Source organism: Sphingobacterium sp. DR205, assembly GCF_011064245.1.
In the GTDB taxonomy this organism is placed as follows: domain Bacteria; phylum Bacteroidota; class Bacteroidia; order Sphingobacteriales; family Sphingobacteriaceae; genus Sphingobacterium; species Sphingobacterium athyrii.
The window spans coordinates 6,076,174-6,094,101 of sequence record NZ_CP049333.1 but is presented as its reverse complement, the minus strand read 5'-3'; the positions used below and the strand labels follow the sequence as shown (position 1 = coordinate 6,094,101).

Here is a 17,928-nt window from a genome sequence, read left to right as displayed (position 1 = left end):
CTATACCTGTGCCAACGTCGAACATTCTTGTTTTACAAAGCCTTCCAATAGCGCTACAGCCTGATCGTTGCCACCAGCTGTTTGAAAAGTTTTTTGTACCTCCTTAGCGGCATTTCTGTATTTGGGGTTATTCAATAACTCAAATACAGTGTCGCGTAGGGTGTCAATGCGCATGCGTTTGTACCGGATACTCAATCCGCATCCGGCCTGCTCAATGAGTTTGGCCGTATGAAAATGATCATACGCAATCGGTGTGATCAGCATGGGCAGACCGTTTGTAAAGGTGTCGTTCACCGTATTGAAGCCTCCGTGGCAGATAACCATGTCCATCTGTGGCATCAGAGCGGATTGGGGAACGAAGCCGCTCACGATAAAATTGGAAGGCCATTCGTCGAATATTTCCGGTGGAGTAGCAGCAATAATTGTCACCGGTTCATTTGCGAAAGCCTCGATCAGTTTGCCGAAAAATGCTTTTCGAATATCCACGAGTAGTGTACCTAAGGATACAAATATCTTCGGAGTAGTGCTTGCTGCCAAACGTTCCCAGTCAAAAGGAGTGTTATTTGGACGACCTTTGACCGGTCCGACAAATTTCATGTGTGGCGGTACTGTTTCAAAGCCGGCGAAAGCTTGTGACGTAAATATCAGGTTGAGCTGATGAGAGTGTATAAAAATGCCGTCGTCATAAATTCCTACGGCCTTCTGAAGATCTTTGATCAGGTTTTGCTGCCATTCAAATATCTTAGGTGCATTCTTTTCCGTGTCACCCATGACGTCAGGAGGAACAGGGGTTGTTGTCACACAAGGGATCTGATGTTTATGTGCGAATAGCGCGCCTCCAAAGGTAATGCAGTCGTTTACGATCACATCGGGCTGCCATTGGCCGAGAAGACGTTCCAATCCCGGCATCATCATTTTTGCGATCGGCACATAGGTTTCTTCCAGTGCCAGTTTCATGACTTCGGGGCCTGAACAGGAAGGACCATCGTCCTGACGTTTCAATAGCTGTTGGAGTTCCTCCTGAAAAGGTGCCAGATCTGCTTCCGGATAGATATAACTTCCACCTGTAGGAATATGATGATCAGCTAATGGCGTTATACCAAACCACCGGACTTCATGCCCACGGGCAAGGAGGCTCGCACCAACGCTTAACGTTGGACTGATATGTCCGAAAAATGGTGGTACAACGATGAGGAACTTCGCAGGCATTTCCGCCCTTGGGGTAACAGAAACAGCTGCCTTTTCCAATAAGTCTGCTGCAGATTTTGTGCCTCCGGCTTCGATAAAGGACTGCTGTACGGTATGTGCAGCTTCGCGGTAGGATGGATTGTTTAGAATGGTATGAACACACTCTTTTAAGTGATGCGCCTTAAAACGATTGAAATTCAGTCGTTCACCGGCACCAGTACGAACTACGCGGCCACCTACATGCGACTGGTCGTAAGCGATCGGGATGACCACAAGTGGCAGACCCTGTGAAAGAGTTTCGGAAACGGTATTATGGCCGCCATGACATACGACTGCATCCAGATGTGGTAATAGATCCAATTGAGGGATTTGCTGATAAACCATAAAATTCTGAGGCCAGGATTCAAATAGCTGCGGATCTGAAACAACGACCACAGTCAAGTCCTCGCCGGCAAACGCATTGATTACTTTTTGGAAAAATGCTTTCTTATGATCATGATCAAAGGTGGTACCGATACTGACCAGGATTTTTTTTTGATTACTGGTATGCAGTTTATCCCAGTCAAATCCCACGGATATCCGACGTTCGGACAGGACAGGTCCTGTAAATTGATAGTTTGAGCTGAGATCCATCTCACCAAAGAAATAACGGGATGTTAAGACAAGTGTAAGCAGGTCCGAGCAATCCAAAGATTTATTTCCGGTTACCCCGAGCTCCTGTTGTAAAGCGACGATCTGCTTTTCTTCCCATTCGTGCACTTTTGGGAGTTCACTAACAATTTTAATGGCTGCGGGAGCCGTTACAGTAGTCGCATAGCGAAATCCCAGTTTTTTTGCCGCAACAGCAGCGGCGAATAACTGATGGTCACCAATGACGAGATCAGGTGCACATGTTTCTAATAAGTCAAGAATACCTTTATAACAATGTCTATTTAAAGGAATAAGCACATCTTCGTATAGAAATTTAATGCTATCAATACCATAAACAATCTTTTTTGAAATAATATCGAGATATTGTTCACTTTCTTTTTTTTCTTCATCGGTCTGGTCATACTGAATAAGCAATAGCTTCCCTCCAGCCGGAAGTTTATCGGTTAAGTTTTTGTCAAGACTGATCCAGGCCACCTCATGTCCTCTTTCCAAAAGTTCAGCACCAATGCTCAACGTCGGATTGACATGACCTGTCAGTGGGGGGACAACAAACACAAATTTAGCCATGGTTTTGTAATAAAGGGTTAGATAAAAAATGAACGATAGTTTCAGCTATCCGTACAGGTTCTTGTATGGGAATATTATGGTCTCCGGGAATAAGCTCCAGCTGTGCACCGGGGATTTTTGTTTGTAGCCATTCGCCCGTTGGCTTGCAATTGGAAACATCTCCATACAGCAACAGGGTAGATGGTGGCAACGCTGTTGCATCTATTTCATGGAGGAAATATTTCTCCTTGCTCATATCGGCTTTGATGCTCGTCTGATTGAATAAAAATTCGTAGAGGCGATGGTTTTTTTCAAACTGTCGCTTACCCATTTTCATTTTCGTCGTATCGGTAAAATTTGCGATATAATGCTCCAAAAACTCCTTGCTATATTCATCTATAATATTGCGTGCTTTTTCATCCTGCGGATCCGGAGCTTCCATAACGACTAACTTTTCCACACGCTTAGGCATCCGCAATGCCGTCTTAAGTGCAATAAGTCCACCAAAACTATATCCTAACAGATGGATGTTTTTAAGCTGTAGCGTATCCAACAAAGCAATTAGATCGGATGACATATTTTCAAGATCATAGCCTTCCAATGCACGGTCGCTCATGCCATGACTTTTGAGGTCATACATGACGACGTGAAAATGCTGCGCCAGGACTGGGGCAATATTAAAATAGTAAATAGAGAGGTTGCTGAACATACCGTGGATCAGTACCACGGTATGTTCAGCGCCTTTGTTAAGTTCTTGTATGTGAACTTTCCTGTTGTTGACCGTAATTATTGGCATTCGTAGATATAATTGATGATCATACGGAGGTCAAGATTGATCAGTTGATCCAGGTCCATCGAAGATAACCAGCCGGTAAAATCAATCTGCTCACCAAAATGTGCTTTGATTTTTTCCGAAAAAGAAACAATTTCAATGCTGTCCATTTCGAGATCTTTTGTAAAGGAGCTTTCCGGCGTGATATCCATCTCTTCAACAAATTCTTCGCCGATAACCTCTGTGATAAAGCCTTTTAATAAAGCGAATAATTCTTCATGATTTAATTTTAGTGTCGTGTTTACAGTGTCCATCCGATAATATAATTTTGGTGTTTGATCGTTTTTATTTCTATTTGATTGATCCAGAGATGATCTCCCTCGATACGTTTTACTTCGTGTCTTTTGGGGTTACCTTTTAAGCCGGTGCCCAGGAATTTTCCATAAGCTTCCTTCGCTACCCAAAAGCGGGTTGTCCATTCGGCCTGCTCTCTGCCTTGGAGCAATTCCATTTCCGCATCGGTAAAAACCAGTGGGTAAAAACCGGCACTCCGTTCCTCGATGACTTCCATGTCAATGCCAACCGGTTTGTCCTTCCGGGCTATAGCCACAGCATCCTTACCTTTATGAGCCAGTGAGATATGAATATCGTTTGTCATATCGCCCAAAAGATAAGGTTTGCCTACTTCGTCTGAGCGGATTTCAAACGTAATCGGATAGCAGGGATGGTTTTTCTGACGGTTTAAAAGCTGTCGTACCGCGTCTTTTACCGCAACACGACTTACCATCCAACTTTTTCTGCGATTGGGCAGCAACTGTTGGTAATGCTGTTTTTCAGTTTGGTTGAAATAACGTTTCAGAATAAAGTCCCAGGAAGCGACACGCGTATAAGCCTGGTGAAAGAAGAAAACAGCTGGTGCGATTTCCGTTGAGAGTCGGTTGTGCAACGGTGACATGGAAACATTCCAGAGTGCCTCATCGATTTCCAGCCGTCTATTTTGCCAGCCACGGATTGCGCACCATACTTTTCCGTTTCGTTGGAGCGTAATGTTTGCGATAGCAAACTCATCGTTCAGCTCCGTCAACATACAGGTGCATTCGAATAGACCTTCTTGGTTATGTATATCGTCGAAAAATTCAATTTCCCTAATCTTGACCGGGAACGCAATGCGATCTTTTGTCAGCGTGAGCTGCAGCCATAAGCCAAACAGTTGCCCGGCATTATCCAGTAAAGAGCCTTTGCCGCCATTGCCTTTGATCTTACCTGTTATCCCTTTTTTACCTACGGCAGTTACCTCCATAATCCCTTGATAGGCTGTTCCGTGAAACATATGCTTCTCATAAATCTCTTCAGAAGTACGTGTAATAGGTAAGGTTTCGCCGATGGAAAGGTCAAAGCTTGGCGGTGGGGGATATACGGTTGATAAGCCTACCTCCGCATTTGCAAAATTCTCAATATCCAGATAGGCGCGTTGTGGAGTGCGCCATTCACCCTTAACTGTTTTTTCAAAAGGTTTGGCTACGTTCATCCATTGAAACACACTTACCTGCATGATTTTATGGATTTTTGAGCCGGATTGCTCCGCCTGTGCCATTTCAGCTAGCAATTCAAAGATCATGGTCATCGGAATCACAGGTTCCATATCGGCAACCTCTGACCATCCCTGTGGCTGCCGTAGTAGACTATGGTCGATCAGGTAGGGATGGCTCTCCAGATTGATCTGTAGTTTATTTGAGAAATGGGAACTTACAGGTTTCTCTAAGACAGCAGGTGGCGCTACAACCGAGACAAAAGCAGGTTGTGGCCTATTTTGGAAGAGATTTAATACTTCCTCTTGCATCCTGATCATATCGGCGATATTCTCCCGAAATGTCTGTACCAAAGGATGGTTGTCTTTTACAACGGTATTTGCGTTCAATTGAGCCTGGGCTGTCCCCAAAGATTTTCCTAAATTTTTGAGCGCTTCAAAATCGCGGACAATAGGTGATCCAAGCTGCAACGTCATCCCTTTATTTGCTGCTTTTTTTGTGTGGTTTTGTAACGCCAGAAAATCCAGCGCGACCGTTTTACCTTCCACAAACAAAGCGGCGACCACACGTTGTAACTGGGCAAGCGCCGAACGCGTTGTGACACTGGAGGCCAATGTGCTAAATGCTTTTCCTTTTAAGGTGTCGTCAATAAAACCGATCAATCCACCGGTACCCACCTGGATGAAGAAACGAACACCTTCTTCATATAGCTTTTCCGTCAGCTCACGAAAACGGACTGGCTCGACAAGGTGTTCAGCACTCAATTGACGGATAGCCTGTTGGTCCGATGGGTAAGGCATTACTGTTGTCGCTGACCACAGAGGGATCTTGGTCTGCTGAAATTGCACTTTTTCCATGCCTGCCAGGATCAGGTCAAGTTTGTCTGCTACAAAAGGTGAGTGAAAACCCGACTGGAACGGTAAGATCTGATGAAATATCTGCTTTGCCTTCAATAGGGGGACAAGCTCATCCAAAGCCGCATTACTGCCACAGAGTATGACCTGATGTGGGCAGTTGTCATTGGAAACATAAATATTGGCGATCTCCGCGATCAGAGGGGTGATTTCCGCAAGGCCTGTTCCGATGGCAATAAACTTGGAATCCTTGAGTTCAAATGTCTGCGGGTTAAGTACATCAATAAGATCTTTGACCGAACTTGCTTCCGCCAGCTCCGAAGAGTAGCCGGCGAGCCATTCGCCCAAACTATGTCCGGCGTTCATATCAGGATAGATCCCCAGTTTTTTGAGGGAATTATCAAGGATGCTACAGGCATTGAAAATATCCAGTGCATCGTTCAACAAACCTTCACCTTCCGTTTGTATGGGCGCTGTCAATCCAAAATAGCGGCTGACCGAGTTGACCTCTCCCTTGGCTAAGCCATCTAACCCCGGGAAGACGAAGGCGACCTTGCCTCCCTCTTGTAATAATGGCATAGAGGTATACCAAATATCTTGTTTGTTGCGCCAGTCCCTATCTTTAGCGACAATTTTGATTGCTTTTTCAATCCGTTCCGGTGTTGGGTCAAATAGAGCGAGACGATAATTGCCTTCACCTACTGCTGTGTCGCTATGCTGTAAGGCCACAAGCAGTTCCGCATGTGTTGGCCGGGCAAGTAACAATACCGGATCTTTTTTCGGCATATCGTAACCCGTTAATACCACATGTGCATTGATACCGCCAAAACCAAAAGCATTGACTGCTGCCACTTTGGGTAGACCTGTCTTTGACCAGCTTTTTGCTTCCTGCACGGGTGCAAATCGCGTTGTCTGCATATCAGCGGTCGGATTTTCGCAATAAAGCGTCGGTGGTAATGTATCGTGATGAAGCGCCAAACAGGTTTTTATCAGCCCCGCGATTCCTGCCGCAGGCATGGCATGACCGATATTGGATTTGACCGAACCGATTCCAGCAACAGGCGCAGCCACATCCTTACCAAAAAATTGCGCTAAGGTCTGCAGCTCTGTTTTATCCCCAAGTGGAGTTCCCGTACCGTGTGCTTCCAGGTAACCGATCTGTTTTTCGTCCAGTTCAGCATTTTTCCAAGCCTGTTGTAGTGCCTTTAGCTGACCTTTAACGGACGGACTCATGAGACTTGTGCCATGACCATCGCTGCTCACGCCGACCCCTTTGACGACAGCATAGATTTTATCTTGGTCATGTATAGCATCTTCAAGCCGCTTTAATACAACAAAACCACAGCCTTCACCGATTAGTAAGCCATCGGCATCCATGCTGAATGGTTTGATCTGCTGGTTGTGGGAAAGGGCTCCCAACTGTGTAAAGATACTCCAAAAAGCAGCATTTTGCCCTGTATGTACGCCACCGGCGATCATTAGGTCACTACGGCCACGCTGCAATTCCTGCACCGCATGGTCCACCGCGATTAGTGCGCTGGCGCAAGCTGCGTCTACTGTAAAGGCTACGCCGCCTAGATTGAAGCGGTTGGCAACAAGGGAGGCAACAAGGTTGGGGATTAAGCCCATGGCCGTATCAGCGGCAAAGCGCCCCTTGCGTTCCTGGAATGCTTGCTTTACCTTTTCGATATCAGCCGAAGGAACCTGCGGTAAAAGTTCCTGTAAAAGTGATGAGATCTGTTCGCCCGTGCGTACGATTTCTATGGCACGCGTAGCACCAGGACCAGTATAATTTCCTTTTCCGATCACAATTCCTGCCCTTTCCAGGGATTTTTGCTTTTGGAATACGCCGGCATCTTCCAATGCTTTCTGTACCAGGTCAAGCGTGAGCAGGTGGTCGGGTTCGGTACCCTCAACAGCGAGGGGCAATATGCCAAATGCTGTCGGATCGAAAACATAGTCCGAAATAAAACCACCACGTTTGCAATAAAAGCGGTCCACGGTTCCCGGACTTCCACTAAAATGGATCGGGTCAATCCGATCAGCCGGCGCAAATTCGGTAGAATCAACCTTATTGACGATATTTTGCCAGAATATATTGGCATCCTGTGCTCCCGGAAAGACACAGGATAAACCAACGATGGCAACATCTGTTTTCTTCATAATCAATGGATGTGACGGTTTACCAATTTTTGCCTGACATAATTAAAACTTGGCTGTCCGTGCCGTACTTGATCTCATTAAGGAAAATTTCTTTTCCTTCATCCAAAGGAATCAGGGAGATGCCACGACGTTCATATTCTGTCTCCAAAGTTTGTGAAACCATACCGGCACCCTTCCATGGTCCCCAGTTGATTGAAAGAACTTTTCCTTTTAGGCGTTTATTCAATACATTGGCATAATCATCCAAAACACTGTTTGCTGCAGCATAATCTGTCTGGCCTTTGTTGCCATAAACAGATGCTATACTGGAGAACAGGACGACGAATTGACAATCTGAACGCAGTTGTTCGGCCAGCACGCGCAGTGGTTTTACTTTGGTGTCAAAGACGCGTCCGAAGGAGCTGGTTGTCTTTTGCTTGAAGAGCTTATCTTCCAACAGCCCGGCACCGTGAATAACACCATCGAGCTGTCCATATTGCTCATAGATCTGATGGAGTAAGGCGGTTAATCCAGCTTCATCACAGAGATCCAACGACTCATAAACGACGGTGTTTCCCAGTTGCTCCATATCACGGACCGTCCGCAGAATCTGATTGTTTTTAAAGATGCGCAGGGTCTCTTTCTCGATTTGTGCCGGAGCATGGAATAGCCCCGATTGAATGAGGTGGGCCCTGATCTGTTCCTTGCAGGTCATCGTCTCCAATTCTTTTGCAATAGGCGTATCTTTTCTCGGATCTACTGATCTACCCACAAGAATGTAGGTACAGGGGTAGGAGGCAGACATGTGTTTTACCAATTCGGAAGTAATACCCTGTCCGCCACCAAGTACAAGGACAACAGATTTCTGATCCAGTTGGATTTGCACTTCTTCGTTGCCTGTTGATAGCGGCGAAGGAATAATATCGACTGTATGTCGTTGGTCATTTTTATAGATAACCTCTACGGTTTTATCTGTCGTTAAGATTTCTTTTAGTGCAATTTCTGCAATTTGATCCGTCTCCTGTGGCGTGTTTAAACTGATCAATCGACAGCTGGTCTGTTCAAACTCACGGGCCAGACTTTTAAATAATCCTGGGTAACCCTGGTAATGACGTAGCGCATGTGTATCGTTTGCTTTTGTGACATGTGCCGGGATGTCTGAGATTAAATAGACCCATTTGGCCCGATCCAGATTCATTTTTTTGATCAGATCAACTTGGTCTATAATATTATGTTGGATTTTTGCTGAAAATATGTCGGAGATAATCAGTCCATCGAAGACGGCAAGATCATTTTGCGGATTGACCAATTCCGCAATAGCACCATGTTTTTCGAGCATGTTTTTGATAGCCAAGGTCTGTTGCCCATGGTCCGGAGCAAGGGCAAAACGTTTGCCTTGCAGAATTTCAGTATTCTGTGCTGAAGCATTATCTGTAGGTGTCAGATCAAAACGAAGTCGGGATAAGAGGTTCTGTTCCGGAGCGGTATCACTGACTTCACTGATCCATGAAGCAAGACCGTTAAGGGTCTTAATGGCTGCGAGGGTTTCCATCAGATCTTCGGCCTGCTCAAGGTCCTCACCAAAACCGATTTTGGTTTTCAGTTCGGCAATGATTTCCATACGTTTGATCGAGTCTATGCTCAAGTCCGCTTCGAGGTCCAGATCCAATCCCAGCATTTCTTTGGGATAACCGGTTTTTTCACTGACAATATTTAGGATTGCTGTCTGTAGTTCCGGAAGGGAGAATGAAGATCTGTTTGCTGATGTTATTTCCATTGTTGGTACTCCTGTTGGAATGCCCATTGCCGGTTCCCCTGTTGCGCCGCTGAATTCCGTTAACCAGGAAACCAGGCCATTCAAGGTTTTTATGGCGGCCAATTGTTCCATGATCGTGTCTTCATTTGCATCATCAAACCTTAATGTTCCGAGCTCAGTGCGTAGTGTTCCGATAATTTCGACCCGTTTGATGGAATCGATACTGAGATCCGCTTCCAGATCCATTTCCATGCCCAGCATTTCATGCGGATAGCCGGTCTTGTCGCTTACCACCTGTAACAATAAAGTTTTAATGTCTTTAGTTGCTGTTTGTACGGCTGTTGCGACAGCGGGACTTTCCCTGAGAGCTGGTTGTACCGGAATCTGAGCAGAACGATCTGTGGCCTCATTTACCGTTGGGTTCGAATAGACCGGCATCGGTGTTACTTGTGGGTTTTGTCCCAAAAAGGAAAGCATGACATCACGTTGTGCCTGGATCAGCATTTTCATGCTGTTCAAATATTCTTGCAGCATACGTTCTGCAGCTGGTTGTGCAGCTGTTGTTGCGGCTATAGGATTATTAAGGTTACTCATTTTAATGGGGCTTATTATTGGCAATGCGCCATTGACAGGTAAAGTTCCTGTTGTTGGATAGGCAGCCTGTCCATTGACACGCCAGATAGCAGGGTTTTTCTTATATAAGTTTGGCTGATCTAGCTGGATAGGCTGAACCTGACGTCCTTTAAAAAGTTTGTCAATAGTGAAATTGCGGCCAGTTCCCAAATATTGCGCAAACATACAGAGGAGGTGCGTGAGTTTGTTGCGGTTGTTGTCCTCCACATATAAGGTCAATTGATCTTGCTCCAGACAGGATTTGGTCAGGCCTGTCAGCACCTTGCCCGGGCCTACCTCAATAAATATCCTTGCGCCATCTGCATACATGGCCTGGAGTTCCTCAACAAAGCGGACAGGCTGGACCAGATGATTTGTTAGTTGGATCTTTATTTCTGATGCGGTAGTAGGATACAAACCTGCAGTTGTGTTTGACCATACGGGCATTTGCATTTCACGGAAAGGAACATCCTTTAATACATGTGCATAAAGCTCCTTCGATCTGGCGACCAAAGGGCTGTGGAAAGCACAGGCCACTTCCAGTTTTTTGGCAGAGACACGTTCCTGTTTTAACAGCTCCATCAGTTTCCCGATAGCTGCTGTGCTACCTGCGACAACACATTGTGTCGGTGAATTGTAATTCACAGGATAACAGCCTTCGACACGATCGAGGAGCGTCTTCAACCGTTCGGCATCTGCATGAACAGCAACCATGGTGCCGGGATCTCCATCTTCTACCGAATCCAGGATGGATTGAGCACGCTTGCTGCTCAGTTCGACTAATTGTTCTTCGTCAAATACACCGGCGAAACACAATGCCGGTAATTCACCGTAGCTATGGCCTGCTAGCATATCTGGGATGATACCCAGTGACTGGAGAAATTTCGCTAAAGCTAAATCGACAATACCCAAAAGTGGTTGTGCCAGACGTGTATCTTTAATGGTTTCTTTTTGTTGTTTTAAGGATTCGGCATCAAACGTACTTGAAGGAAAGACCACTTTTTCCAGTTCAGGATATTGTGCAATAAGTTTCCGCATTTCAGGGAATACCACAAAGAGATCACGAGCCATATTGATGCGCTGACTGCCCTGTCCCGGAAACAGGAATGCTGTTTTACCTTCGCGTTTATTGACAATAAAGGTGTCTTTGCTTTCAATGCCAGATAATGCTAGTTCGATTTTCATCATCAGGTCTTCGGCGGTATCGGCAACAATACTGAGCTGGATCGCTTTTTCAGAAACTATGGCTAAGCTGTAGGCGATATCTTTTAGCAGGAGGCTATCGTTGATATCTAAAAGTGCTTTTACCTGACCCAATTGTCCCTTAGCTTCGTCGTAGTTATCGCCACGAAAAACGAACAGTTCCGATGGCCATGATTGCAATGTGATTGTACTATCCTCCTGCGGATGGTTTGCAATCACGGTATGGAAATTCGTCCCGCCAAAACCAAAAGCACTGATGCCGGCATAACGTCTTTTTTCTCCCCATAAGCCAGTTTCGGCATGGAAAGCAAAGGGGCTAGTTTGTGCGTTATAATATGCATTTGGCTGTTGGAGATGGAGTGTCGGCGGTTTTACGCCATGAAATACAGCCAGGGAAGCTTTGATCAATCCTGCTAATCCCGCGGCGCATTTTGTATGGCCGATCTGCGTTTTGACTGAACCTAAATGCGTTTGTGCCGGTAGTGCTCCTGAACGGCTGAATAAGTTTGTCAGTGCGCTCAGCTCTGTTTTATCACCGACCACTGTGCCCGTACCATGGGCTTCGACCAGTCCAACAGATGCTGCGCTGATACCTGCTTGGCTATAGGCCCGTTCCAAGGCCCGTACCTGACCGATTTTTCGCGGAGCTGTAAGTCCTAGCGCTTTACCATCGCTGGAACCACCGACACCTTTGATGACTGAGTAGATGCGGTCACCATCACGTATGGCATCTTCGTAACGCTTGAGTACCAATATGGCTACCCCCTCGCCCAGAGAGATACCATCCGCTGCGCTGTCAAATGTAGCACATCGTCCTTTGCGTGAGAGTGCGTGAGTGCTGGAAAACATCAGGTAATCGTTAATCCCGTTATGGAGATCAGCTCCACCGGCAAGTACCATATCCGATTTACCAAGGATAAGCTCCTGGCAAGCAAGGTCAATCGCCGCGAGAGATGAGGCACAGGCGGCATCAACAGTGAAATTCCGGCCGCCAAGATCTAGTCTGTTGGTGATTCGGCCGGCAATGACATTCGCTAGAATACCGGGGAAGGAATCTTCGGTCGTATGGGGAAAAGCTTCTTTCACTTCCTGATGAAGTTCTCCGAATACCTGTTTGTAGTATCCTCTAAAGCTGTAGCTATTGGCAAGGTCATTACCACCTTCGGCGCCGATGATAACAGAAATATTTTCACGGTTGATTTGTTTTTCGCCATAACCGGCATCTTCCATAGCACGTTTGGCAACCAATAAAGTCAGTAGTTGTGTCGGTTCAATGGCGGCGAGGGATTGCGGTGGAATCCCGAAAGCTAGTGGATCAAAATCAATTTTCGGAATAAAACCACCCCATTTCGAGTGGGACACATCGGGGCCGTCTGTGTTAGGTTGATAGTAGATATCTTTGTTCCAGCGTTCATCCGGCACTTCGGTAACGCTATCTTTTCCAAGGATGATATTGCGCCAAAATTCTTCTAGATTTTTGGCTCCAGGAAAGATACATTCCATCCCGACAATGGCGATATCCAACGGTTTTTCGCTGGAAAGCGGTTCTTCCGGTAATATTGCTTCATGGATATACTGCTGATTGCCAATGCCGACATGTTGGTGCAGCGTGTCTAGGGAGATCACCTGGTTCTGCATGGTTGCAATCTGGCCGATCATATACATACCCAGATCCAGTTGTTTACTCTTGGGGATGTTGACCAGTTGATCGCCTTGACGGTCGAGACCTTTAGCAGCGATACGCAGGCGGCCGACGTTTAATTTTTCGAGTTTTTCCCAGACTTCTTTCTTATCTATGCCTGCAGTCAATAGTTTGGCTTTCTCATGGTTGAAATGTTGGGCAAAAGCGGTATTTAGGCAACGTGTTTCATGACCCGGTGCGGTCTCCAGTAGAACGGTATCTTTGGCTTGCATAGCTTGTCTCTGAAATTCTTCCTGAATAGCTCCGCTGCTTACCGCTTCATGTGTATAAAGATATGCAGTTCCCATCAGTACGCCTACTTTTACACCACGCGCAGCTAAAGGAGCTGCCATAATGGAGACAAATGCCGTAGAAAACGCATCGTGGATACCGCCGGCAAAGAAGACGTTGATCTGTTCCGGGTGATCTTCTTTTAAGATACGTTCGATCTGTTTTTCCCAGAGTACAGTGCTTGAGAGAGGCCCTACGTGACCGCCGCATTCGCGACCTTCGAAAATGAAATTTTTTGCGCCTTCTTTGAGGAACATGTCGAGCAGTGCTGGGGAAGGAACGTGCAGGAACGTTGTTATACCTGCTTTTTCAAAGACTTTAGCCTGTGCGGGACGACCACCGGCAATCAGAACAACGGGAGGTTTTGCTTCTAGAATATAAGCACACTGTTCTTCACGCAATTCCTGTGGTGCAAAACCTAAAATTCCCACTCCCCAGGTTTTGTTTCCTGCAAGCTGTTTGGTTTCCATGACCAAGGCTTTGGCCTGTTCGCCGCGAAGCAGAGATAGCGCGACAAAGGGGAGTGCGCCGGCTTCTGCCACAGCATTGGCAAAAGCAGGCACATCACTGACACGGGTCATGGGGCCTTGTGCGATCGGATAACGTAGGCCAAGTTGTTTCGCTAACGCATTATTTCCGTCGATGGGGCGCAAGGCTTTGGCCTGTTTTAAATGACCATACATCGCCTCTTGAAACCCAAAAACAAGTTTTTTCAAGGTCCTAAAATCTTCGTAAAGATCGATGGCTAGGGAAATGTCTTGTCCCATAGGGATATAGCTGACTGCTGGATTTAAGTCAGTAAAATACCTGCTGAGTTCGGAGGCATCGACCTGGTCAGATAGTACAGGTGAGTTTGGCCGCACCAGTACACGATGGTTCGCGATCACCTTAGTTTCTGTTCCGTTTAATTTTTCACAGCGTGTTTTAAAGTCCTGTGGAATGGAACACTCCGGGAAAAGAGCAAGTTGACTGTCCAATACGATTCCAGTGGCACCGAGGGCTTTCGCTGCAGCAGCGGTATGCAGACCTATGCCGCCTTGTACCCATACGGGGATAGACTGGATTTCTTTGATAATGCGCTGGAAGAGCACAAATGTGGATTCATAGCCGACCAAGCCTCCGGCTTCATTTCCTTTGACGATAATTCCTTTTGCATCAAGTTTTTGGGCTTGAATGGCCTCTTCGAGACTGCTGACCTGATACACAATGGACAGTTGCGGGGCTTTGGGAGCCGGAGTTCTGAAAGGAACAATGACAACACTCACTTTTTCCGGAATATGAAGGGACAGAAGTTTGTCATCTGGAAAATGAATTCCATAATTAAATACAGCAGTCTGATCAAGTTGATTCAGTGCTTCCTGAGCGCAGGCTAAGTCGTACCCCAAACTTAATACGGGAAATGCCCCCGCCTGATGGAGTTTGGGCATAAGATTGACGTCAGGCTTTTCAAAAGGTGTTAATCCAATAATGGTTAAATTTTTCATGCATTGATGAATTTGAACATATAATAGCAGGAGATCCCATAACAAACATCAAAATCTTTGTGGTTTTGATAGGAGGGTTGTTATGTTGGAATAAAAGTAGTTAATTTTTATTATATATTTAATGATAAAGGTAATTTGGTAATGATTTTTTAACAAAAAAGTAGTAAATACTTGAATGTTATTAACCGATATGCTACAAATTTATTTAAATTTAGTTTTGATTTTTATTTTTTGCTGACTCTTGAGGAAAATAACAGAATACGTTATGTTTGAATAACTAAATGGATAATTTTATCTCATAAACTTTTATTAATATTGTTTCTTGGTAATTGCTTGTCTTTTTTTTACTGTTTGATCATCGTTGTAAAAACCTATTTGGGATGTTTAGAAATGATAAAAGCAAATCGACAGATTGAATTTTGTGTATGGTATAATAGTTGGTGTATTTAATTTTAAAATTAAATATTAATAATGGTCAATATATCAGTTAATTAGTTTTATTTTTATGGTAATGCTTGCAAAACATGCATAAGAAGCGTATATTTGTGCCACACAAAGCAAAGGTGATACCTTTTCGGGGTGTAGCGTAGCCCGGTATCGCGCCACATTTGGGATGTGGAGGTCGTAGGTTCGAATCCTGCCACCCCGACTAAAAAGCTCTAACGAAAGTTAGGGCTTTTTTTGTTTCTAGGCAGGGCGAGAACCTACGGCCGGTTAAGTTGCTATGGGGTTCGATCCGAAGGAGGCTCAGGGCTGGTGTTTGGGCCATGTGTGGCTGAGCCAATCCTGCCACCCCGAAAAAAGTCACTTATTATCAGTGGCTTTTTTGGTTTTCGGACATATTTCGGATAGAATCTTTAAATTTTAGATGTGGTAAAGTTGGAGGAAGTGGGGTTCATGATAACATATAAGTACTGATATATCCACCAATAACACACGGTGTTGACTTCAACCTTAAATTTATCTTTCTCAATGAAGGATTTCTTCCAACAATGTTTTCTAAAGGATAAAACCTCTATCTGGATCGCTGTGGTCATGAAGGATACGGCTAAATCTCTCGGTAGTATGGTTTTCTAAAGCAAATATGTCTTCGCGACCTTTAAAAAAGTTGAGAAGATAGGTTATGTCATCGTTAGTGAATTTCACTTGTTTTTATTTTGGTTTTAAGATAATGAATTGAGATATACATCTTAAAAATATTAATAAACTGGTACGCTTTCGTTTATTAAAGGTGCTTACTGAGATTTGGTATTAAACGTTGTTTTTTGGATAATTGTTACTTATCTTTACCAATCGTGGAACGATAAGACTCAATTTTTAGGTCTTATCGTTCCACAAAAGGTAATATGGCAGACAGCGTTTATATATCAGCACACCTCACAAAACCCCAACTCGAGTTCTTGAAGTTGCTGGATGACTATGAAATTCAGCTATTCAAATTTACCGAAATCGAACAGTTGTTGGGGCAAAAGTTTGACAACTTAAGTGAAATCTTAGAAAATCTGGTGGACAAGGAACTGATTGTACGGATTGAGAAAGGTAAATTTTGCAAACAAGGTTTTAGGGACGAATATGTCATAGGGACTTTCGTTGCTGAAAATAGTGCTGTTGCGTATTGGTCTGCACTCAATTTACATGGGTTGACGGAACAATTTTCTAATACTGTCTTTATTCAAACGACACATAAAAAATACGACAAATCAATTCTAGGTACTTCTTATAAATTCGTTAAGATTGCGCCCAATAAAAAATTGGGTATCATGCACAATGGTTACGGCAACCTTCAATATCCGATCACTGATGTAGAGAAAACAATAGTTGATTGCTTTGATCTGCCCCAACATTCTGGTGGCTACGCAGAATTGATCAGAGCAGTTGGTCAAGCGCAAATGCACCCCACTAAATTAGTCGAGTACTGCAAGGCTGTGAATAATATAGCGGTTATCAAACGAATTGGCTATTTGGTCGCACTTCTCCAAATTACCGGTATGGATCCTTTTATAGATTTTGCAAAGAAACAGGTAAATAATAGATATAACTTGTTTGACCCCCAGGGATTGGACGAAGGTGAATTTGTTGCGGAGTGGCGATTAAGGTTAAATATCAGCCGGGAAGAATTGTTAGACATATCCAATAAGCAATATTAAATGATACTGAAAAAGGAAATAGAGAAAAAAGCTTTGGAACACGAAGTGTCCAGAAGTACCATTGACAAGGATTGGGCATTAGGACATTTTGTCGACGCTATATTTTCGATAGATTCCTGCAGAGAAGCGCTAATCTTCAAAGGAGGAACATGTTTACGAAAATGTTATATACCGGATTATCGTTTTTCAGAGGATTTAGATTTTACATCTATCAATTCAGATTTTCAATTGGATGAAGACTTATTGCGGCAAGTAATGTCAATAGTACAAGAACGTACTGGTATGCAATTACATTTAGAAAAGCTCACCGATCTTCGGCACAATGATATGCCGACTGGCTACGCTGCAGTTGTTAAGTTTTGGGGAGCCGATCATTCCAAGGACCAAATTCCACCAGATCCTTCCCGTTGGACGACTTCGATTAAAATTGAAATTATTCTGTACGAGAAGATGCTATTTGCATCGACTTTGAAGACGGTGTACCATGACTATTCTGATCAGCTGAGTTCTGCAGTCGATGAAATTGCCTGTTACGATATAAGAGAAGTGTTGTCTGAAAAGTTAAGAGCCTTGATCCAACGCTCCTATACAGCACCTCGAGATTATTATGATATTTGGTATTTATCCAAGTATGCATGTGATCTTGATTGGGCAGAAATCAAACATGCTTTCTTAGAGAAAATGGCTTTTAAAGGGCTTGAATTTACTGGGATAGATCAGCTTCTGAATGCTAAAAGTGAAAACACGGTTAAACGAGCATGGAAAAATAGTTTAGGACATCAGATCGCAACTAGAAAGCTACCTGCTTTTGATGAAGTTAAAAAGGACTTGGAATTATTGTTTAATACAATCTTCAAAAGGATATAATGGCATTAAATGAAAACTCACGAGTAAAGATTCCGACGTTATTACATTTAATGCGTTTGGGGTATACGTATGTCTTTTACGAGAACGAATTAGGAGACAGGATTAGTTAGATAGCATACAGCGAATTAATCTAATCTGAATATGCTTACTCTATGAATCAAAGCTGAAATCATAAAAACAAGAAAGTGGAGTTGAATTTGGAGCT

At 44.3% G+C, this 17,928-nt stretch carries 7 protein-coding genes and 1 tRNA gene; 3 read left to right on the top strand and 5 right to left on the bottom strand.

What is annotated here, in order from left to right:
- The 5 genes from G6053_RS30865 to G6053_RS25945 are packed head-to-tail and all read right to left on the bottom strand — an operon-like array spanning nt 1 to nt 14,709.
- Nucleotides 1–2,406, bottom strand: coding sequence for a nucleotide disphospho-sugar-binding domain-containing protein (locus G6053_RS30865; protein WP_165309058.1), 2,406 nt, complete (start codon nt 2,404–2,406; stop codon nt 1–3).
- Nucleotides 2,399–3,181, bottom strand: a complete 783-nt coding sequence (locus G6053_RS25960; protein WP_165309057.1) for an alpha/beta hydrolase — start codon at nt 3,179–3,181, stop codon at nt 2,399–2,401. The genes G6053_RS30865 and G6053_RS25960 overlap by 8 nt, the downstream gene beginning before the upstream one ends.
- Complete coding sequence (locus G6053_RS25955; protein ID WP_108636764.1) at nt 3,172–3,471, bottom strand: phosphopantetheine-binding protein; 300 nt, start codon at nt 3,469–3,471, stop codon at nt 3,172–3,174. The genes G6053_RS25960 and G6053_RS25955 overlap by 10 nt, the downstream gene beginning before the upstream one ends.
- Nucleotides 3,459–7,703, bottom strand: coding sequence for a type I polyketide synthase (locus G6053_RS25950; RefSeq protein ID WP_165309056.1), 4,245 nt, complete (start codon nt 7,701–7,703; stop codon nt 3,459–3,461). Before G6053_RS25950 ends, G6053_RS25955 begins: the two co-directional genes overlap by 13 nt.
- 19 nt (nt 7,704–7,722) lie before the next feature.
- A complete protein-coding gene (locus G6053_RS25945; protein ID WP_165309055.1) occupies nt 7,723–14,709 on the bottom strand; it encodes a type I polyketide synthase in 6,987 nt (2,328 codons plus the stop codon).
- A gap of 575 nt (nt 14,710–15,284) precedes the next feature.
- Here G6053_RS25945 and G6053_RS25940 point away from each other — a divergent pair.
- From G6053_RS25940 to G6053_RS25930, 3 genes are all read left to right on the top strand, one after another.
- Nucleotides 15,285–15,358, top strand: a tRNA-Pro gene (locus tag G6053_RS25940).
- A gap of 697 nt (nt 15,359–16,055) precedes the next feature.
- Entirely contained in the window at nt 16,056–16,856 is an 801-nt protein-coding gene (locus G6053_RS25935; RefSeq protein WP_108636767.1) for a hypothetical protein, read from the top strand.
- On the top strand, nt 16,857–17,723 hold the full coding sequence (locus G6053_RS25930) for a nucleotidyl transferase AbiEii/AbiGii toxin family protein (RefSeq protein ID WP_165309054.1): 867 nt from the start codon (nt 16,857–16,859) through the stop codon (nt 17,721–17,723).
- The last annotated feature ends 205 nt before the right edge of the window (nt 17,724–17,928 follow it).

Coding starts and splice junctions, on each gene's coding strand:
- G6053_RS30865 (WP_165309058.1), bottom strand. CDS start 2,406: ATGGCTAAATTTGTGTTTGTTGTCCCCCCACTGACAGGTCATGTCAAT.
- G6053_RS25960 (WP_165309057.1), bottom strand. CDS start 3,181: ATGCCAATAATTACGGTCAACAACAGGAAAGTTCACATACAAGAACTT.
- G6053_RS25955 (WP_108636764.1), bottom strand. CDS start 3,471: ATGGACACTGTAAACACGACACTAAAATTAAATCATGAAGAATTATTC.
- G6053_RS25950 (WP_165309056.1), bottom strand. CDS start 7,703: ATGAAGAAAACAGATGTTGCCATCGTTGGTTTATCCTGTGTCTTTCCG.
- G6053_RS25945 (WP_165309055.1), bottom strand. CDS start 14,709: ATGAAAAATTTAACCATTATTGGATTAACACCTTTTGAAAAGCCTGAC.
- G6053_RS25935 (WP_108636767.1), top strand. CDS start 16,056: ATGGCAGACAGCGTTTATATATCAGCACACCTCACAAAACCCCAACTC.
- G6053_RS25930 (WP_165309054.1), top strand. CDS start 16,857: ATGATACTGAAAAAGGAAATAGAGAAAAAAGCTTTGGAACACGAAGTG.